We start from the raw sequence: 16,619 nt of genomic DNA on the forward strand, positions 1-16,619 counted from the left end.
ATGGCTACAGCAAACGGACATATAACAAAAGAGATCTTTCCTGTACTGGAGATGAGCTGTGCGGCATGTGCAGCCAGCGTGGCTACTATGTTGCAATCAACACCAGGCGTACAGGAGGCATCCGTCAACTACGCTGATCAGACGGCCCGCGTCGTCTATAACAGTGATAGCGTGACGCCTGAAGGCCTGCGGAACGTTATACGCAGCATTGGTTACGACCTGGTGATAGACACGCATAATCGCGAACAGGTGCAGGAGCAGGCGCAAAAAGACCATTACAGGGCATTGCAGCAGCGTACAATCGCCTCACTCATATTATCAGCACCGGTGGTATTGATTGGCATGTTCTTCATGGATATGCCTTATGCAAACTGGATCATGCTGCTTTTATCTACGCCCGTTATCTTTTACCTGGGGCGTTCTTTCTTCGTTAATGCATGGAAGCAGGCCCGTCACAGGAAAGCCAACATGGATACATTGGTGGCACTGAGTACAGGGATTGCCTGGCTATTCAGTGTATTTAATACCGTTTACCCTGCTTACTGGCATGCCAGAGGTTTGCATGCGCATGTATACTTTGAAGCAGCAGCTGTGGTAGTGGCATTTATATCACTGGGCAGACTACTGGAAGAGAAGGCGAAATCAAATACTTCCGCTGCACTGAAAAAGCTGATGGGGCTACAACCTGCGACAGCCTTTGTGGTAAGGGCAGGAAGTGCTACCGAGATACCGCTGAGTGATGTACAGAAAGGAGATGTGCTGCTGGTAAAACCAGGAGCGCGTATACCGGTGGATGGGCAGGTAGTCAGCGGCAGTTCATGGGTGGATGAAAGTATGATCACCGGAGAACCGGTACCTGCACTGAAAGAAACAGGAGGAGCGGTATTTGCCGGTACCATTAATCAGCAGGGCAGCTTCCACTTTACAGCAGAAAAGGTAGGTGGAGATACGGTGTTAGCGCAGATCATCCGCATGGTCAGAGAAGCGCAGGGCAGCAGGGCGCCTGTGCAGCAGTTGGTAGATAAGATCGCAGGTATCTTTGTGCCTGTTGTTATTGGTATTGCTATACTCACGTTTGTCATCTGGATGGTGGCAGGAGGAGAGAATGCATTTACGCATGGCTTACTCTCGGCTGTGACGGTGCTGGTCATTGCATGTCCTTGTGCATTAGGGCTGGCAACGCCTACGGCTATTATGGTCGGTGTGGGGAAAGGAGCAGAGCACAACATGCTGATCCGTGATGCGGAGAGTCTTGAACTGGCACATAAGGTAAATGCGCTGGTGCTGGATAAGACCGGAACTATTACCGAAGGAAGGCCCACCGTGACAGACAGTTACTTTGTAACTGTGGATGAGGCGGAAGCAGCTCAGCGTATCCTGTTGAGTATAGAACAGCAGTCGGAACATCCGCTGGCGGCGGCAATTGTACAGGCATTACAGGAGAAGGGCGTGACGCCGTTGCCTGCGGCTGCATTATCCGCAGTAGAAAGTATTACAGGCAAAGGTATCCAGGCAGTGTATCAGGGTGTGAAATACCTCGCGGGTAATCTGGTATTGCTACAGGAGAATAATATTATACCGGAACCGGCCCTGGCAAAAAAGATCAGCGAGTGGCAGTCAGCTGCCCGAACGGTGATCGCGTTTGCGGGAGAGAAAAAGATACTGGCAATCGTAGCCATAGAAGATAAAATGAAGGCTACTTCTCCGGCAGCGGTGGCCGCTTTACAGCAGCAAGGTATTACGGTATACATGCTGACGGGAGATAATGAGCATACAGCCGCAGCAGTAGCACGTCAGGCCGGTATAAAGCATTATAAGGCTGGAGTATTACCTGCGGAAAAAGCGGCATTTGTGAAGGCTTTGCAGGAAGAGGGTAAGGTAGTCGCGATGGCTGGAGACGGTATTAATGACAGTCATGCACTGGCGCAGGCAGATGTCAGTATTGCGATGGGAAAGGGAACTGACATAGCAATGGATGTGGCAAAAATGACACTGATCACTTCCGATCTGAATGTGATCCCGAAGGCACTGCAACTATCCTGCAAGACAGTCCGCACGATCCGTCAGAACCTTTTCTGGGCGTTTATCTACAATGTTATCGGTATTCCGCTGGCAGCGGGCGTACTGTTCCCAGTCAACGGATTTCTGCTGAACCCGATGATTGCAGGCGCAGCGATGGCATTGAGCTCCGTGTCAGTGGTGAGTAACAGTTTACGGTTAAAATGGTCAAAACTTTAATACGATAAAAATGGAACAGCAATTTAAAACGAATATCAAGTGTGGTGGTTGTATTGCAACTATAACACCTTTTCTGAATCAGGCAGCAGGAGAAAATGCCTGGAAAGTAGATACAGCAATACCAGAGAAGGTACTGACCGTATCTGCCGCAGGTGTGCCTGCAGATGCGATTATCGAGGCAGTACAAAAAGCCGGATTTAAGGCCGAAAAATTATAATCAGCGATAGTTTGTGTGTTTTACCGGACTGATAGTTATCAGTCCGGTTTTTTTATGTTACTGGGAAGAGGTTGGTACGAGTGTTTTGGATTAGGTGTAGTATTCATAAGGTAAGCTTTCTCCTCCGTTTCTCCTCCGTTTTAAAACGGAGGAGAAACGGAGGAGAAAGCTTACCTTATGAATACTATAGCGGTACTTCACACATACTGCCGGAACTGAGTGTTTTGCCTCGTTTGACGGAAATAACAGTAAAAGTACCGGTTGGCTCTTGCGATAGGCGGTGAGGTGTGAAGCTAGTACAGTAGGGCGTTTTACAGGATTATTGTCTGGTTGAAAATGCGTATTTTCCGCATCATTTTTTGGTGTAAATTCGAATTGTAAATATAAAGGCAGGAGCCAGTCGTTCGCTGCAACCATATCTGTAGACGTTAATTCCCTTCGCCGGTAAGCAAGCTTACCTGTTTCATTTAACCAGATGGATATTGTTTGAGTATTCGCGTCGTAAAGACGGGCGAATAAGACACGCTTTGTGTAGTCTTTTTATTAAACTTCCTAAAAATTGAAACATGGAAAAGATTTTATACATGATTTTCTTATTGCTGATGATAGCCGGGGGAGGAACAGGGCTGCTGTCCCGAAAGGCCCCGTTGCAGGTCCGCGCGCTGGGTGTTTCCTGCAATGGGAATTGTCTGTCGAACGCCGTGAACAATTTGATACCGACACTGGTTTTTGTGAAAATACGCCATATGGCATGCTTACAGCGACATCATCGGTATAATAATTGCACTGGGGTAACGTTATTTAACCGGACAGTAAACCCAGGACTATGTTACACTCCACCTGGAATAAATCTAAAAAACCTGCCAGCAGGATAAGCAGTTACTGCATGCTGGCAGGTATTGTTGCGATGGTAGCCTGCAGGACAAACCGTGGCTATGATCCGGCTCCGAGAATGGGAGCAGAATATCGTTTTGAAGAGGGACTACGTAAGGAAAAGAAACCTCAATATCTCTTCGATAGAAAGTCGCGTAAGGAAATGGCACAGATGGGATATCCTACTGGAGAGCCAAATCATGCACCTGCAGATGCAGGAGCCGCCAGGTCTGCGACAAATGCACCGGCAGCAGGTACGCCGGGGGCGATGCCGAAGGACAGTCTGCGTATGGATACCGTATTTAAGGTGAAACCCCAATAACAAGCCCGAATACATCTCTCCGGTTTAATCTGAATTAATTACGTTTTTAGGAATTTTAAAAAAATGTCCTCTATGTTAAAGACCTTGTACGCCACTGGCCTTTTCATGGCAGCTACTGCTATGTTTGCAGGTAAGGCAAATGCGCAATTGAAACGTTTCAGCATTGGTCCTTATGCTGAAATTGGTTCTCCAGTGGGAGATTTTAAGGACACACATAACACGGGTTTTGGTGGAGGTTTGAATGCCGACATCAAGCTGATCGCAGGACTTGGGGTAACAGGTTCGGCGGGATTCATGTATTTCTCCGGCAAGACGTATACGATCGATGATGGGCAGGGAGGACGACTATCTGTCAAGTCTGAAGCGATCAAGGCGTTGCCGGTAAGAGTAGGTCTGAAATATAAGTTCAGCATTCCGTTGTTGTATGCGAAAGTGGAAGGAGGTACGGCTACATTTGTCGGCGGAGATGCGGAAGCCTATAAGGGTACGGCGGGTATTTTCGCGCCCGGTATTGGTATTCGTGTATTGGGACTGGATGTACAGGCGAAGTACGAGATGTGGTTTAAAGATGGAACCAACAGTTTCTGGGGGCTGAAAGCCGGCTACAATTTTTAAATCGAAAAGGTAGTTGTACATAAAACGAAAGGCCCCGCTTCTGGCGGGGCCTTTACATTAGACCTGTAATTATTTTTTGTTCACTTTTACGGCTTTGGATTTCTTCGCGGAGGAAGTATCAGCCGGTAGGGCGGTAGCAGTATCCTTCTTAATAACTGCTGTGTCGCGTTTGGCAGCGGCAGTATCACTTACTGCGGTTGCTGAATCCAGTCTAGCTGCGAAACTGGTGGTGTCCCTGGTAGTAGCAGTGTCTGCTTTGATCGCTACTGTGTCTGCAGTCCTGAATGTTGCGGTGTCTGCTTTAAAAGCAAAGCTGGCCGTGTCTTTCAGTAATGCAGTGTCTTTTGAAAAGCTGACAGTGTCCTTGCCGAAGGCGGCCGTGTCACTTACAAAGCTGGCAGTGTCTAATCTGAAATTAGCTGTGTCCATTTTGAAGTTGGCCGTGTCTGGTGAGAAGTTAGCCGTATCTGCTTTGAAGTCAGCAGTATCCAGTTTGAAGTTAGCCGTGTCCATTTTGAAGTTGGCAGTGTCAAGGCTGAAATTTGCTGTGTCCATTGCAAAGTGCGCGGTGTCCGGTGTAAAGTTTGCCGTGTCTCTTACAAAGTTCGCGGTATCCAGTGCGAAGTTAGCAGTGTCTGCTTTTGTTTCCATTGCATTTACTGCGTTTGTCTGAGCCAGTGCGATTACTCCAAGGCCTGCCGCGAGGCCGAATCTCAATAATTGCTTTTTCATGGTTTTTCAATTTAAAATGGTTAAAAAATGAAAGATCTCAATAAAAGATGGTTGACTAGAATTCATCCAAAATCTTGCGAGAATACTCTAATGAAATGTTAAAGTGATTTAACTGTTTTGTATAGTATTGGTTATTAATTAATTATGTGATTTTCTTGTTTGAGTAGTTTTTATAAGCGCATTAAACTTTACTGGAAAAAGTAAGTCGCTATTAAATTGTTGATGTGGAGCAGTAGTAACAATACCGGGTACACGTTTTCACAATTTATAGATGTCCGTTATCTCGTTCGTAAAACGTTAACATTTCTCCGAAGCAAATGTTATTGTGTATTGCTTTTCTGCAGGCATGAAAATAAATGTCATTTAAACACAAAAAGTGCTTATAATTGTTGTAGATATTGATTATACAATGTATATTGTTCTAACAAATCCCGTTATGAAACGAATAAGCAAACTTGTGACCACAGCATTTCTTCTGATGACAGGGCATGTCTCCATTTCTCAGACGATGACACTTAAGGTAAACGGTCCGCAGTCGGAGGTACAGCCTACGATGTGGGGGATCTTTTTCGAAGACATTAACTTTTCGGCGGATGGTGGTATCTACGCGGAACTGGTAAAGAACCGCTCTTTTGAATTTACGGAGCCTATGATGGGCTGGAAAGAAGTGAAGAAAGAGGGGACAGGTAATGTGCTGATCGTGAACAGGGAATCGGGGCATGATGCGAATCCCCGGTACGCACATATCACGGTAGATGCCGCAAAGGGCAGCTACGGGCTGTTCAACGAAGGGTTCCGTGGGATGGGATTTAAAAAAGAAACGTTATATAATTTTTCCATACTTGCCCGCAGTACCGGCGGACAGTTAGTGGGTAAGCTGCTCCTGCTGGATGATAAGGGAGTGGTGATCGGTCAGACGACCCTTCCGGCAGTAGGCAAAGAATGGAAACAATATACAGCTACTGTGAAGACAGACCGCACTGTCGCCAAGGGGGGCATACAGCTGTTATTTGCCGGTAACGGTGCCCTGGATATAGATATGGTGTCTTTATTCCCGCAGGATACCTGGAAACAGCGTCCGGGAGGATTACGGAATGACCTGGTACAGTTGCTGGCAGACCTGCATCCGGGATTCGTTCGTTTTCCGGGTGGTTGTATAGTGGAAGGCCGTGATCTGGCGAACAGGTATCAATGGAAAAAGACAGTTGGTAAGGTAGAAGATCGTACGCTGATCGTTAACCGCTGGAATACCGAGTTCGCGCACCGTGCACCAGGCGACTACTTCCAGAGCTACGGATTGGGGTTCTATGAATATTTCCAGTTGTCAGAAGATATCGGTGCAGCACCACTGCCTATTATTAACTGCGGTATGGCATGTCAGTTCAACACAGGAGAGGTCGCTGCGGATGAAGACGTGGCTGTTTATATACAGGACGCCCTTGATCTGATAGAATTTGCAAATGGCAGTACTGCTACCAAATGGGGTGGACTGAGGGCAGAAATGGGGCATCCGGCACCATTTAATCTGAGACACCTGGGAGTAGGTAATGAACAGTGGGATAGTCAATATGTGGCCCGTTACCAGCGCTTTGAAGAAGTGCTGAAGGCGAAACATCCTGAGATAAAACTGGTATCCAGTGTAGGGCCATTTTCCAGTGGTGAACGGTTTGACTACCTATGGTCTAAACTGAAGCCTTCCAAAGCCGATCTGGTAGATGAACATTATTATATGCCGCCGGAGTGGTTCCTTAAGAATGCGGATCGTTATGATAATTACGAGCGTAAAGGGCCGAAGATCTTTTCAGGTGAATATGCGGCACATGTGAAAACGCCGAAAGGGCAAAAAGAGACAGATACCGCAGAAGGCCGTAATACATGGGAGAGCGCACTGGCGGAAGCCGCATTTATGACAGGCCTGGAAAGGAATGCAGATATCGTACAGATGGCATCCTATGCGCCGTTACTGGCACACGTCGATGCATGGCAATGGCGTCCTGACCTGATCTGGTTCGATAATCTCCGTTCTGTAGGAACACCTAACTATTACGTGCAGCGCTTGTTTTCTAATAACAAAGGTACACATACGATCCCGGTCACGTCGGATGGTCAGCCACTTACCGGACAGGAAGGCATCTATGCCAGTGCTACCATTGATAAAGCGGAACATAGGATTTTGCTGAAAGTAGTGAATGCGACAGATAGGGCGGTGACGTATAAAGTGGCACTGGAAGGTGCGGTTACCGCAAAAGGGGCGGCTAAGCAAACAGTATTGACAGCAAAGAACAAAACAGATTTCAATACATTGGAGGCGCCTTCTGTGGTCGTACCGGAAGAGCAGATCATCACGCCCGGAAAGAACAATGTATCCGTGTCCGTGAAAGCAAATTCATTGAATATAATTCAGGTACCGTATAAATAATTACGTTAGCTGGTCATAACCGGAAGGCGCGCTTTCTATGCAGAAAGCGGGTCTTCCGGTTTGTTATTCTCGTGCAGAGAAATTTTTTAAAAAATTTGCAGAAAGTATTTTTGTTTTCGAAAAAGACGTAATATTGCTGGAATAGAAACGTTGTTTGTTAGCAGTTTCTTTAACGCTTGAAAGTTGATGTGACCAGTTCTACGGTGTTAGTTTCAGGTATAATTTATCTCCCCTTATTTTACTGTTTGTTTTGCGCGAAAACGCGGTTGATAACAATGATCATATACTGATCAGTATGACTTTGTTATTTCATAATTGCTATGCCTTCAGCGAGTTGTAGTAAAAAAGCCGGTATTGTTATAAGTAATGCCTGCATTATTGTTAACTCATTATTTGATTTGCAGTGAAGCGTTATAAGTATGATTTAGTAGAAGTGATGAGAATGAATAAGGTTAGTTATTATTCATTTCATCTTAATATGCCTGACCACGAAGCATACTGGATTTACGATGGATCTTAAACCATCTTCCATCCGGATATAACCACTATGGCACGTTTATCAGCGACCGGCCTACCGGAAACGCAAGTATAACAGGTGTCTTCTTCGGATACGATCCCGCAGAGAAAGCATTGCGACCGGGCCCGGTCGAGGCGTTGCGGTATGAGTAGCATATCTCTGACGGATCAGGGCCTACCCGTCGCCGCTGCAAGCTGCTGTTCCACCAGTTCATTGGCCCGCTGCCTCAATACCGGATCTCCATTGGTCATTACCTTTAATAGCTGGCGGCACTCGTGCAGAAAGGTAGGTACGAAGTCATCCTCCGCCTTTGCAATATCGTTGGCATTATCGATGATGTCAGCGTATTTGATAATCTGGCCTTCCGGGCTGATATTACCCAGACGTGTCGCTTCTTTTTGTTTGCGTGCACGCCTGTTCAATGTTGGAAAGTTCTTTTTTACATAAACATCTGTCAACTCAATGGTGAGTGTCAGCGTCCTGGCAGCGTCTTCAGGAGATAATATGCTATGCAGGAAGACCGACAGCTCTTCCGCTGTTATGGCAGTATCTTCCAGTACGTCATGCAGCAGTGCCGCATAAAGTACCGGAAGGGCTGACGTATATTCCCTGCATAGTTCCATGACCCTGACAGGATGATTGATGTAAGGTTCGTCGGCAAATTTACGCCGCTGGTCGCCATGCGCTTCGCTGGCAAAGTGTTTAATCTGAATAAGTTGGTCCATTAGGATATAAGCATTTTTCTGCAGGCGGCAGCGCATTGTTTGCAGGCCTCCGCACATTCCTGGCAATGCGGATTGCTGTGTTGACTGCATTCGGCCGCGCACGCTTCGCAAATATCGGCACAAATTGAACACATTTGTACAGCGCTGGTACTTCCGAGGCTCATTAACTGGGCAGCAGCGTAACAGGCCGTCGCACATTCCATATCCAGCCGGATACATTTGGCCATCATTGTTACATCCTTTTCCGCTGTACAGGATGATGCGCAGTGATTACAGATGGCGGCACAACGAAGGCACATATCAATACAGTCTTTGTAAAAATGATAACCTGTTTGCATAGTAGATATTTATTGTGGTTAAGAATCTAAAAGCTTCTGTGCTAACTACTTCAAATACCGTACAAATCTTAGCAGGCATGCTCAGCCTATATTGTGAGAGAATTTGCTAATTTGCGCCGATGAAACATATATTTCTTTTCCATTGTTTGATCATAATGGGGCTTTCAGGCCTTGCGCAGCAACGCGCATTGGTGTTTCAGACTGATTTTGGTCTGAAAGACGGGGCGGTTGCTGAAATGAAAGGTGTTGTCTACTCCCTGTCGCCCGATGTTCCTATGTTCGACCTCACACACGAAATACCCCCGTATAATATCTGGGAGGCGGCTTATCGCCTCCAGCAAACCGCTCCTTACTGGCCACCCGGGACTGTATTTGTATCCGTGGTAGATCCGGGAGTGGGGTCAGCACGAAAGTCCGTCGTGTTAAAGACCAGGACAGGACACTACTTCGTGACACCGGATAACGGTACACTCACCCTGGTAGCAAAACAAATGGGGATCGCGGAAGTCCGGGAGATCAATGAGGCCGTGAACCGAAGGAAGAACTCCGGCGCCTCTTACACCTTTCATGGCCGCGACGTCTATGCATATACAGCCGGGAAACTGGCTGCCGGTAAGATCACTTTCGGGCAGGTAGGCCCCAGACTGCCGGATACAGTAGTGACTATTCCATTCCAGCGGCCGGAATATGCCCGTGATACGCTGAGGGGAAATATTCCAGTATTGGATGTTCAATATGGAAATGTATGGACGAATATCGATCAGCAGACCTTTGCCAGGTTACAGGCTGAACCCGGGGATGTGCTGAAAGTGGTGATCAGCAGCGGAGGCGAACAGGTGTACAGTGGCACCATGCCCTTTGTAAATACCTTTGCTGCAGTGCCGGAAGGAAAAGAATTATTGTACCTGAACAGCCTGCTCAATGTGTCATTCGCAGTGAATATGGGAGACTTCTCCTCCCGCCATCATGTGAAAAGCGGACCAGCATGGACAGTAGTGATCTGTCGGCAGTAGCCGGATTTTTGCTTATTTTTACCGCTTATTTTTTCTTAATCTTACAAAATTCAGATGCCACAACCGGATACTACAAATACGATGTTTCATCTGGCGGCAGACTTTATCAATCATACCAACCGCCACATTTTCCTTACCGGTAAAGCCGGAACAGGTAAAACCACCTTTCTCAAATATATAAAGGAACATACTACAAAAAGTACTGTGGTGGTGGCCCCGACAGGAGTCGCTGCAATCAATGCCGGAGGTGTGACGATGCACTCCTTTTTTCAACTGCCCTTCGGACCTTATGTACCTTCCGGTGCACATCTGTTCGGTGTGGATAACGGGGTGACTGATACCCATGCACTGTTCCGCAATATTCGCTTCAATCACGATAAAAAAGCACTCCTTCGTGAAATGGAGCTGCTCATTATAGATGAAGTCAGTATGGTACGGGCGGATACGCTCGATGCTATCGACGCCATTCTCAGGCATTTCCGTGGACAGCCCCTGCTGCCTTTTGGTGGTGTGCAGGTACTCTATATCGGAGACCTATACCAGTTGCCGCCTGTCATGCCGGATGATCAGTGGCAGTTCCTGAAGGACCATTATGAAAGCGTATTCTTCTTTCATGCAAGGGTCATGCGGCAAACGGCCCCGCTGTTCATAGAACTGAATAAGATCTATCGTCAGAATGAAGCTACCTTCATCAATCTGCTGAATGGTGTGCGTAACAGCACCCTGGACTGGGATGACCTGGAAGTACTGAACCAGCGCTACCTGCCGCACTTTACGGGCGATGATGAACAATATATCGTGCTGACCACTCACAACCGCCGCGCGGATGAGATCAATAATGCCCGTCTGGCAGCAATGCCAGGACAAATGTATACGTTCACCGGCGAGATAAAAGGAGACTTTAGCGATAAGGCGCTACCTACGGATATGGACCTTCGTATCAAACTCGGCGCGCAGGTCATGTTTATCAAAAATGATGTGGCAGAGGTCCGCCGTTACTTTAACGGTAAACTTGGTACAGTGACCGATATCCTGCCGGACGACAAAATCGTTGTAAAGCTGGCAGGTGGAGAAGATACACTCGTATTAGAGAAGGAAACCTGGAGAAATATCCGCTATTCCTGGAATAAAATGGAGGAATCAGTGGATGAAGAAGAACTGGGTAGTTTTAAACAATATCCGATCAGACTGGCCTGGGCCATCACTATTCATAAAAGCCAGGGCTTGACATTTGAAAAGGCGATCATTGATGCGGGTAATGCGTTTGCCCCCGGACAGGTATATGTGGCGCTGAGTCGCTGTACCTCTCTTGACGGACTGGTACTACATTCCCGCATACATCCCGGCGCCATCCGGACAGACCAGCAGGTGCAACAGTTTTCAGAGAACTTTCATAAGGAAGAGGAGCTGGAACTGCTGCTGGAAGGTGACAAGCTGGTTTTCTGGGCTGAGCAGTTGCTAAAGTTGTTCAGTGCGGAAAAGATGCTGGGAGAGTTGCAGCTGCATGCTGTCTGGCTGAAGGATAAGAAAATGACCGGGATGGAGAGTGCAGGGAACCTCAGTCGTAACATGCAGCAGAAAGCAGCGCAACTCCATGACGTCGGACTAAAGTTCCGTCAGCAACTGGAGCCTTTGCTGAAAGAGGTCCTGAGCACTGGTAATACTGCTGCGCTGAAGGAACGCATGGGAAAGGCTGTCGCCTATTTTACCAATGAGATCTATGAAGGATTAATTCAACCACTCAGAAGAGAAAGAGAACTGGTAAAAGGTATCGCCAAAGTAAAGAAATACGTGCTGCAGCTGTCTGGTATAGAACATTTCCTGTGGAACAGGTTACAGTTATTCGCTGACGCCAGCTATGGTAATGTGAAGTTTAACGAAGGGCTGCCCGACTATGGAAAGCTGCGCTGGCCTGTAGCGGAAGAGAAAGCCAAAGAAAAGGAGAAGGAAAAAGACAAAGAGAAGGAGAAGCCGGCAAAGAAACCCCGGGAAGCAGGAGATAGCAGAAGAGGAACGCTGGAGTTATACCTTTCAGGAAAAACGCTGGCTGAAATTGCAGAAGAAAGGGGACTGGCAGTCAGCACAGTGGAAAGCCACCTGGCAGATTGTGTGGCACACGATGAGCTAAAGATAGACCGCTTCATAGACGAAAAGAAGATCTCAAAGATATTGGTCCTGGTGAAGGAACTGGGAGTAACCGCTTCAGCGCCTATAAAGGCAAGGTTGGGAGATGAGGTGAGCTGGGGCGAGATCCGGGCCGTGCAGGCTCATTATCGCAAGGTAATGGAATAAGACGGGCTTTTCATTGCGAGCTTTGTCAGGTGACCGAACATCCTTATTTACACACGAGGGTGTATCAAAAATAAGCGAACGTTCTCGGCATCGCCTGAATGACCAACCGGTTCCATCGGTTCCCCGAATAAAAAGAGGGTGTATTATACCTTTGGGTACACCCTCTTCTTATCTGCATGAACTACTTCCTATGCCTGTCAAAGCGCGCCGTCTGATCGCTTTAACAGAGACCGTAGATTACTTAACGAAAGTCCACCACAGGCCTTTTCATCCTGTCTTCCTGCTCGTCACCTGTCAATAATCATCTCCCGACTGCATAAAAATCATTTTTCGATGGTGGTGTCCCTGTACATTTCCTTCCTGTCAAAAATGCCCTGCTAACCCGCTATATCACAATTGTTTTGTAATTTTGGAACAATCATTCTAAAAAGAAGAGCATATGGCCGACAGGAAATTAAGTCTCAGCGTATTAGACCAATCGCCCATCAGAAAGGGCAGCAACGCAGTGGAATCCCTGCAGGAAAGTGTAAAGCTGGCACAGCTGGCGGATCGCCTGGGTTTCACCCGGTACTGGCTTTCCGAACATCATAATACCCGTTCTCTGGCAGGCGCATCGCCGGAGATCCTGATAGCAAGACTGGCAGCAGCTACTAAACACATCCGCCTGGGATCAGGTGGCGTGATGCTGCCTAACCATAGCACATTGAAAGTGGCGGAGAACTTCCGTTTGCTGGAGGCCCTGTATCCGGGACGTATTGACCTGGGAATAGGCAGGGCGCCGGGCGGAGACCGGCTGACGGCGCATGTGCTTAATCCGTCCAATACCTTTGAGCCCAGGGATTTTGTGCAGCAGGTGAATGACCTTGAAGGATATTTATCCGACTCCAGTGAGCCCGGTACCGTGCATGAGAAGGTGAAAGCAATCCCGCATATTGATACGGTTCCGCAGCTATGGATGCTGACATCCAGCGGAGAGAGTGGTTTACTCGCTGCACGGCAGGGCTGGGCGTTGTCTTTTGCACATTTTATTTATCCTGTAGGGGGCCCGCAGGCGGTGAGAACATACCGGGAGAAATTCAAACCATCTCAGTTCCTAAGTGAACCAGCTGCCAGTGTGGGCATTTTTGTATTCTGTGCAGATACACAGGAAAAGGCAGATGAGCTACAGGCAATGATGGATTACCGGCTACTGAGTTTTGAAAAAGGCAGATTCGATCAGTTTCCTTCTTACGAAGAGGTGCGCGACTACGAATATTCAGATATGGAATGGCAGCGCGTGATGCAGAACAGGGGGCGTATGATCGCAGGAACACCTGAACAGGTAAAGCAGCGTATGCTAAAGCTTGCTGACGATTATGGTGTGAATGAGATCGTGGCAGCCACCATGGCCGAGAAGGTGGAAGATTGGTTCCGATCATATGAGCTGCTGGCAGACATATTCAACCTCGAACCGCGGGATGTTTCATAAAAAGGTGCTGACATTTACGTAGTATTTGCGGATATTGCGAATTGTTGTTCTTTTACTTACACGAACAGCAATTTAAATTCGTCTGTTTTTACCGCATGGAACAAAAAGATAAGGGAGTAGATCCGGTGACCTACCGGGAAGAATATCAGGAGTGGATGCGCTTTGCGTTGCAGGCTGCCGGTTTGGGTACCTGGGACATGGATCCGATCAACAAGCGTGTTATATGGGATGACCGTTGCCGTGAGTTGTATGGCTTTCCGGAAGGAAACGTCACCACCTATGAAAGTGTACTCACGTACGTACATCCCGACGATAAGGAGCTGGTGAACACCGCTGTAGAGAAAGCGATGGCAGGAGATGCCGGCGGTAAATATGATATAGAATTCCGTACCATTGGTGCGGCTGACAATAAATTACGCTGGCTGAGATGTATCGGACAGGCTTACTTCAATGAACAGCAAGTCGCTTACCGCTTTGCAGGAACAGCCCAGGATATCACCAAACAGCGCAAAAGCCGGGAAAGACAGGCGATGTTATTTTCCCTGGTAGAAAGTGGTTCAGATTGTATGGCGGCGTCAGATATCGATGGCCGTCTGTTCTATATAAACCCGTCTGGCCGGAAACTCCTGGGCATTCCATTGGATCTGGATGTATCGCTCCTGGAAGACAAAGACTTCTATGTAACAGATAGCTATCAGACCTTCAGCACAGATATCCTTCCCCTGCTTAAAGAAGGCCGGAAATGGGCTGGCAGGATCTACCTGAAACATTATCTCACAAAAGAAACGATTCCTTTTCACGCAGATTATACCGCTATCCGGGATCCCAGGACCCATCACATTATTGGCCGCGGAGCATCCCTGCGCGATCTCCGCCCGGAGCTGGAAGCCAAGAGAGAGCAGCAGAAACTGCTGGCGTTACTCGAGAACAGCCGCGACTTCGTAAGCCTTTCAAGTGATGATGGTTATGTGTCTTATGTGAATGCTGCGGGTCTCAAACTGCTCGGCCTGCAGACACTTGAAGAGGCAAAAAGGCACAACAGCGAATACCTGATGCCGGAGGAACGGGAGCGTCTGAAGGAGGTGGTGAACAAAGACCTCTTCAGCCGGGGACAATGGTCGGGCGAAATATTATACCGTCATTTCCGTACAGGAGAAGCCATCCCCGTTCATGGCACGACGATGCTGGTATACGATCCGGTAACGGGTATGTCGCAGGGGCGGGCCACTATTTCCCGCGATCTGAGAGAAGAGAAAGCATTGCGTCAGCGCATGATAGACAACGAGCAGGAACTGGAAAAGCTCGTAGAACAGCGCACCGGCGAACTGAAAAAAGCTAACATCGACCTGAATATCGTCAATCAGAACCTGGAGCAGTTTGCCTATGTAGCCAGCCATGACCTGCAGGAGCCGCTGCGGAAGATCAACATGTTCTCCGCACTGTTACAGGATAAGTATGCGAATGAACTGAATGAAGCGGGCGTACGCAATCTCGGTATCATCCGGAATGCGGCGACCAGGATGACCACCCTGATCCAGGACCTGCTGGCCTTTTCAAGAGTGTCCCGCCAGGATCACTTATTTGAAAAGGTAGACCTTCGGCAAACATTGGAGCAGGTCGTTGCAGACCTTGACCTGCTGATCCAGCAGAAAAGCGCGACGATCAACTACGATAGCCTTTGCACAGTGAACGCTATCCCGCTGCATATGACACAGCTGTTCCAGAACTTACTGAGTAACGCGCTGAAGTTCAGTAAGGCAGATGTGCCGCCGGTGATCAGTCTCACTTCCCGGATGATGGCGCCACAGGAAGTGGCCGAACATCCGCAGCTGCAGAATGGTACGCCTTATTGCGAAATAAAGGTACAGGACAACGGTATCGGATTTGCCGCAACATATGCGCGTAAGATCTTCGTGATCTTCCAGCGCCTGCATGGAAGGGGAGAATATGAAGGAAGTGGCATCGGACTGGCACTCTGTCAGAAAATAGTGATCGCCCACCATGGTATTATCTACGGAGAATCAGTCGAAAAGGAGGGCGCCACCTTTACAGTTATATTACCGGCGTACACTTGATTATATTTTTTTATATTTTTGCCTGAAATAACCGATCCTATCCTATGAGAAGATACTTCCTGCTGATGGCAGTCATAGCACTGAGCTTCGCTGCCTGTACAAAAGAATCAGGCGTTGGCGGTGGAACCACAAATCCGGGTGATACAACTACTACGCCCGGTTCCGGAAACGGAACAGGCGGAAACAAGGCTGATAGCGTAGTGACCTTTACCGATCTGAAATTCTCCCTGACTCCGGCCAGCGAAAGTTATGGTCGTGCATTCTCCTCCTTCAAGGGAAATGTATACCTGGACAACCGCATCCCGGATTCTATCGGTAAGTATATCGATATCTTTTTCAACAATTTCGGGTCAAACTCTATGTTCTTTGCCAGCCCGAATGATGAAACTGTTGACCTGAAGATACCTGGTACACTGACTACCCTGATACGTAACAAAGTGCCGTTAGACACCTTCGACGTAAGCGCTTTCGACACGATAATGCATGCTTCAACGATCAAGAAGCTGACCGTAAAGAATGACAATGAAAGCTTCGGTACCGGCGACCTGCCATGGATCGTATTCTTCCAGAATGGTTTTGCGAAAAAAGGCATCATCAAGGTAAAATCGATGAGTGCTGACTATATCGTGGCTGACGTGAAAGTAATGTACTGATAGTAAGATATTTATGCAGAGAGAATAAAGGCTGTTCACACACGGTGAACGGCCTTTTCTTATTTTAACCCAGTAGGAGTGTGTAGGATAGTTGCCCCATGGTGTTTGTTTAAATTTGAAAG

General features: G+C 47.7%; 13 protein-coding genes. 10 read left to right on the forward strand and 3 right to left on the reverse strand.

The annotated features are described in order from the left end of the window. The 4 genes from GWR21_RS00355 to GWR21_RS00370 all read left to right on the forward strand — a co-directional run bounded on the left by GWR21_RS00355 (nt 1) and on the right by GWR21_RS00370 (nt 4,265). On the forward strand, nt 1-2,238 hold the full coding sequence (locus tag GWR21_RS00355; protein ID WP_162329801.1) for a heavy metal translocating P-type ATPase: 2,238 nt from the start codon (nt 1-3) through the stop codon (nt 2,236-2,238). Between the two features lie 10 nt (nt 2,239-2,248). Continuing rightward, a complete protein-coding gene (locus GWR21_RS00360; protein ID WP_162329802.1) occupies nt 2,249-2,455 on the forward strand; it encodes a heavy-metal-associated domain-containing protein in 207 nt (68 codons plus the stop codon). 826 nt (nt 2,456-3,281) lie between these two features. Further along, nucleotides 3,282-3,650 carry a hypothetical protein gene (locus tag GWR21_RS00365; protein ID WP_162329803.1) on the forward strand — a complete coding sequence of 123 codons (369 nt, stop codon included), beginning with the start codon at nt 3,282-3,284 and terminating at the stop codon, nt 3,648-3,650. Between the two features lie 72 nt (nt 3,651-3,722). Next, complete coding sequence (locus GWR21_RS00370; protein ID WP_162329804.1) at nt 3,723-4,265, forward strand: hypothetical protein; 543 nt, start codon at nt 3,723-3,725, stop codon at nt 4,263-4,265. Nucleotides 4,266-4,334: 69 nt separating this feature from the next. On the opposite strand, the gene GWR21_RS00375 is transcribed toward GWR21_RS00370, so the two are convergent. Beyond that, on the reverse strand, nt 4,335-4,997 hold the full coding sequence (locus GWR21_RS00375; RefSeq protein WP_162329805.1) for a hypothetical protein: 663 nt from the start codon (nt 4,995-4,997) through the stop codon (nt 4,335-4,337). A gap of 436 nt (nt 4,998-5,433) precedes the next feature. Between GWR21_RS00375 and GWR21_RS00380 the strand changes: the two genes are divergently transcribed. Beyond that, a complete protein-coding gene (locus tag GWR21_RS00380) occupies nt 5,434-7,416 on the forward strand; it encodes an alpha-L-arabinofuranosidase C-terminal domain-containing protein (protein WP_162329806.1) in 1,983 nt (660 codons plus the stop codon). 684 nt (nt 7,417-8,100) lie between these two features. Here the strand turns inward: GWR21_RS00380 and GWR21_RS00385 are convergent. Then, complete coding sequence (locus tag GWR21_RS00385) at nt 8,101-8,658, reverse strand: HD domain-containing protein (protein ID WP_162329807.1); 558 nt, start codon at nt 8,656-8,658, stop codon at nt 8,101-8,103. Next, entirely contained in the window at nt 8,658-8,996 is a 339-nt protein-coding gene (locus GWR21_RS00390; RefSeq protein ID WP_162329808.1) for a four-helix bundle copper-binding protein, read from the reverse strand. The genes GWR21_RS00385 and GWR21_RS00390 overlap by 1 nt, the downstream gene beginning before the upstream one ends. Nucleotides 8,997-9,115: 119 nt before the next feature. Here GWR21_RS00390 and GWR21_RS00395 point away from each other — a divergent pair, with 119 nt between their 5' ends. The 5 genes from GWR21_RS00395 (at nt 9,116) to GWR21_RS00415 (ending at nt 16,497) form a co-directional block, all read left to right on the forward strand. Further along, nucleotides 9,116-10,009, forward strand: coding sequence for an SAM hydrolase/SAM-dependent halogenase family protein (locus GWR21_RS00395; protein ID WP_162329809.1), 894 nt, complete (start codon nt 9,116-9,118; stop codon nt 10,007-10,009). A 54-nt stretch (nt 10,010-10,063) separates the two neighbouring features. Then, nucleotides 10,064-12,301, forward strand: a complete 2,238-nt coding sequence (locus tag GWR21_RS31635; RefSeq protein ID WP_162329810.1) for a helix-turn-helix domain-containing protein — start codon at nt 10,064-10,066, stop codon at nt 12,299-12,301. Nucleotides 12,302-12,740: 439 nt separating this feature from the next. Continuing rightward, a complete protein-coding gene (locus GWR21_RS00405) occupies nt 12,741-13,769 on the forward strand; it encodes an LLM class flavin-dependent oxidoreductase (protein ID WP_162329811.1) in 1,029 nt (342 codons plus the stop codon). Nucleotides 13,770-13,864: 95 nt separating this feature from the next. Next, nucleotides 13,865-15,844 (forward strand): sensor histidine kinase, encoded by a 1,980-nt coding sequence (locus GWR21_RS00410; RefSeq protein WP_162329812.1) that lies wholly within the window; start codon nt 13,865-13,867, stop codon nt 15,842-15,844. A gap of 44 nt (nt 15,845-15,888) precedes the next feature. Then, nucleotides 15,889-16,497: a hypothetical protein gene (locus tag GWR21_RS00415; RefSeq protein ID WP_162329813.1), complete on the forward strand. Its 609-nt coding sequence runs from the start codon at nt 15,889-15,891 to the stop codon at nt 16,495-16,497. Nucleotides 16,498-16,619: the final 122 nt, after the last annotated feature.

The organism is Chitinophaga agri, assembly GCF_010093065.1.
Taxonomy (GTDB): domain Bacteria; phylum Bacteroidota; class Bacteroidia; order Chitinophagales; family Chitinophagaceae; genus Chitinophaga; species Chitinophaga agri.

Bases quoted from the DNA above. Each gene is read 5' to 3' on its own strand.
- GWR21_RS00390 (WP_162329808.1), bottom strand. From the start codon at position 8,996: ATGCAAACAGGTTATCATTTTTACAAAGACTGTATTGATATGTGCCTT.
- GWR21_RS00395 (WP_162329809.1), top strand. From the start codon at position 9,116: ATGAAACATATATTTCTTTTCCATTGTTTGATCATAATGGGGCTTTCA.
- GWR21_RS00370 (WP_162329804.1), top strand. From the start codon at position 3,723: ATGTTAAAGACCTTGTACGCCACTGGCCTTTTCATGGCAGCTACTGCT.
- GWR21_RS00360 (WP_162329802.1), top strand. From the start codon at position 2,249: ATGGAACAGCAATTTAAAACGAATATCAAGTGTGGTGGTTGTATTGCA.
- GWR21_RS00355 (WP_162329801.1), top strand. From the start codon at position 1: ATGGCTACAGCAAACGGACATATAACAAAAGAGATCTTTCCTGTACTG.
- GWR21_RS31635 (WP_162329810.1), top strand. From the start codon at position 10,064: ATGCCACAACCGGATACTACAAATACGATGTTTCATCTGGCGGCAGAC.
- GWR21_RS00385 (WP_162329807.1), bottom strand. From the start codon at position 8,658: ATGGACCAACTTATTCAGATTAAACACTTTGCCAGCGAAGCGCATGGC.
- GWR21_RS00405 (WP_162329811.1), top strand. From the start codon at position 12,741: ATGGCCGACAGGAAATTAAGTCTCAGCGTATTAGACCAATCGCCCATC.
- GWR21_RS00410 (WP_162329812.1), top strand. From the start codon at position 13,865: ATGGAACAAAAAGATAAGGGAGTAGATCCGGTGACCTACCGGGAAGAA.
- GWR21_RS00365 (WP_162329803.1), top strand. From the start codon at position 3,282: ATGTTACACTCCACCTGGAATAAATCTAAAAAACCTGCCAGCAGGATA.
- GWR21_RS00415 (WP_162329813.1), top strand. From the start codon at position 15,889: ATGAGAAGATACTTCCTGCTGATGGCAGTCATAGCACTGAGCTTCGCT.
- GWR21_RS00380 (WP_162329806.1), top strand. From the start codon at position 5,434: ATGAAACGAATAAGCAAACTTGTGACCACAGCATTTCTTCTGATGACA.
- GWR21_RS00375 (WP_162329805.1), bottom strand. From the start codon at position 4,997: ATGAAAAAGCAATTATTGAGATTCGGCCTCGCGGCAGGCCTTGGAGTA.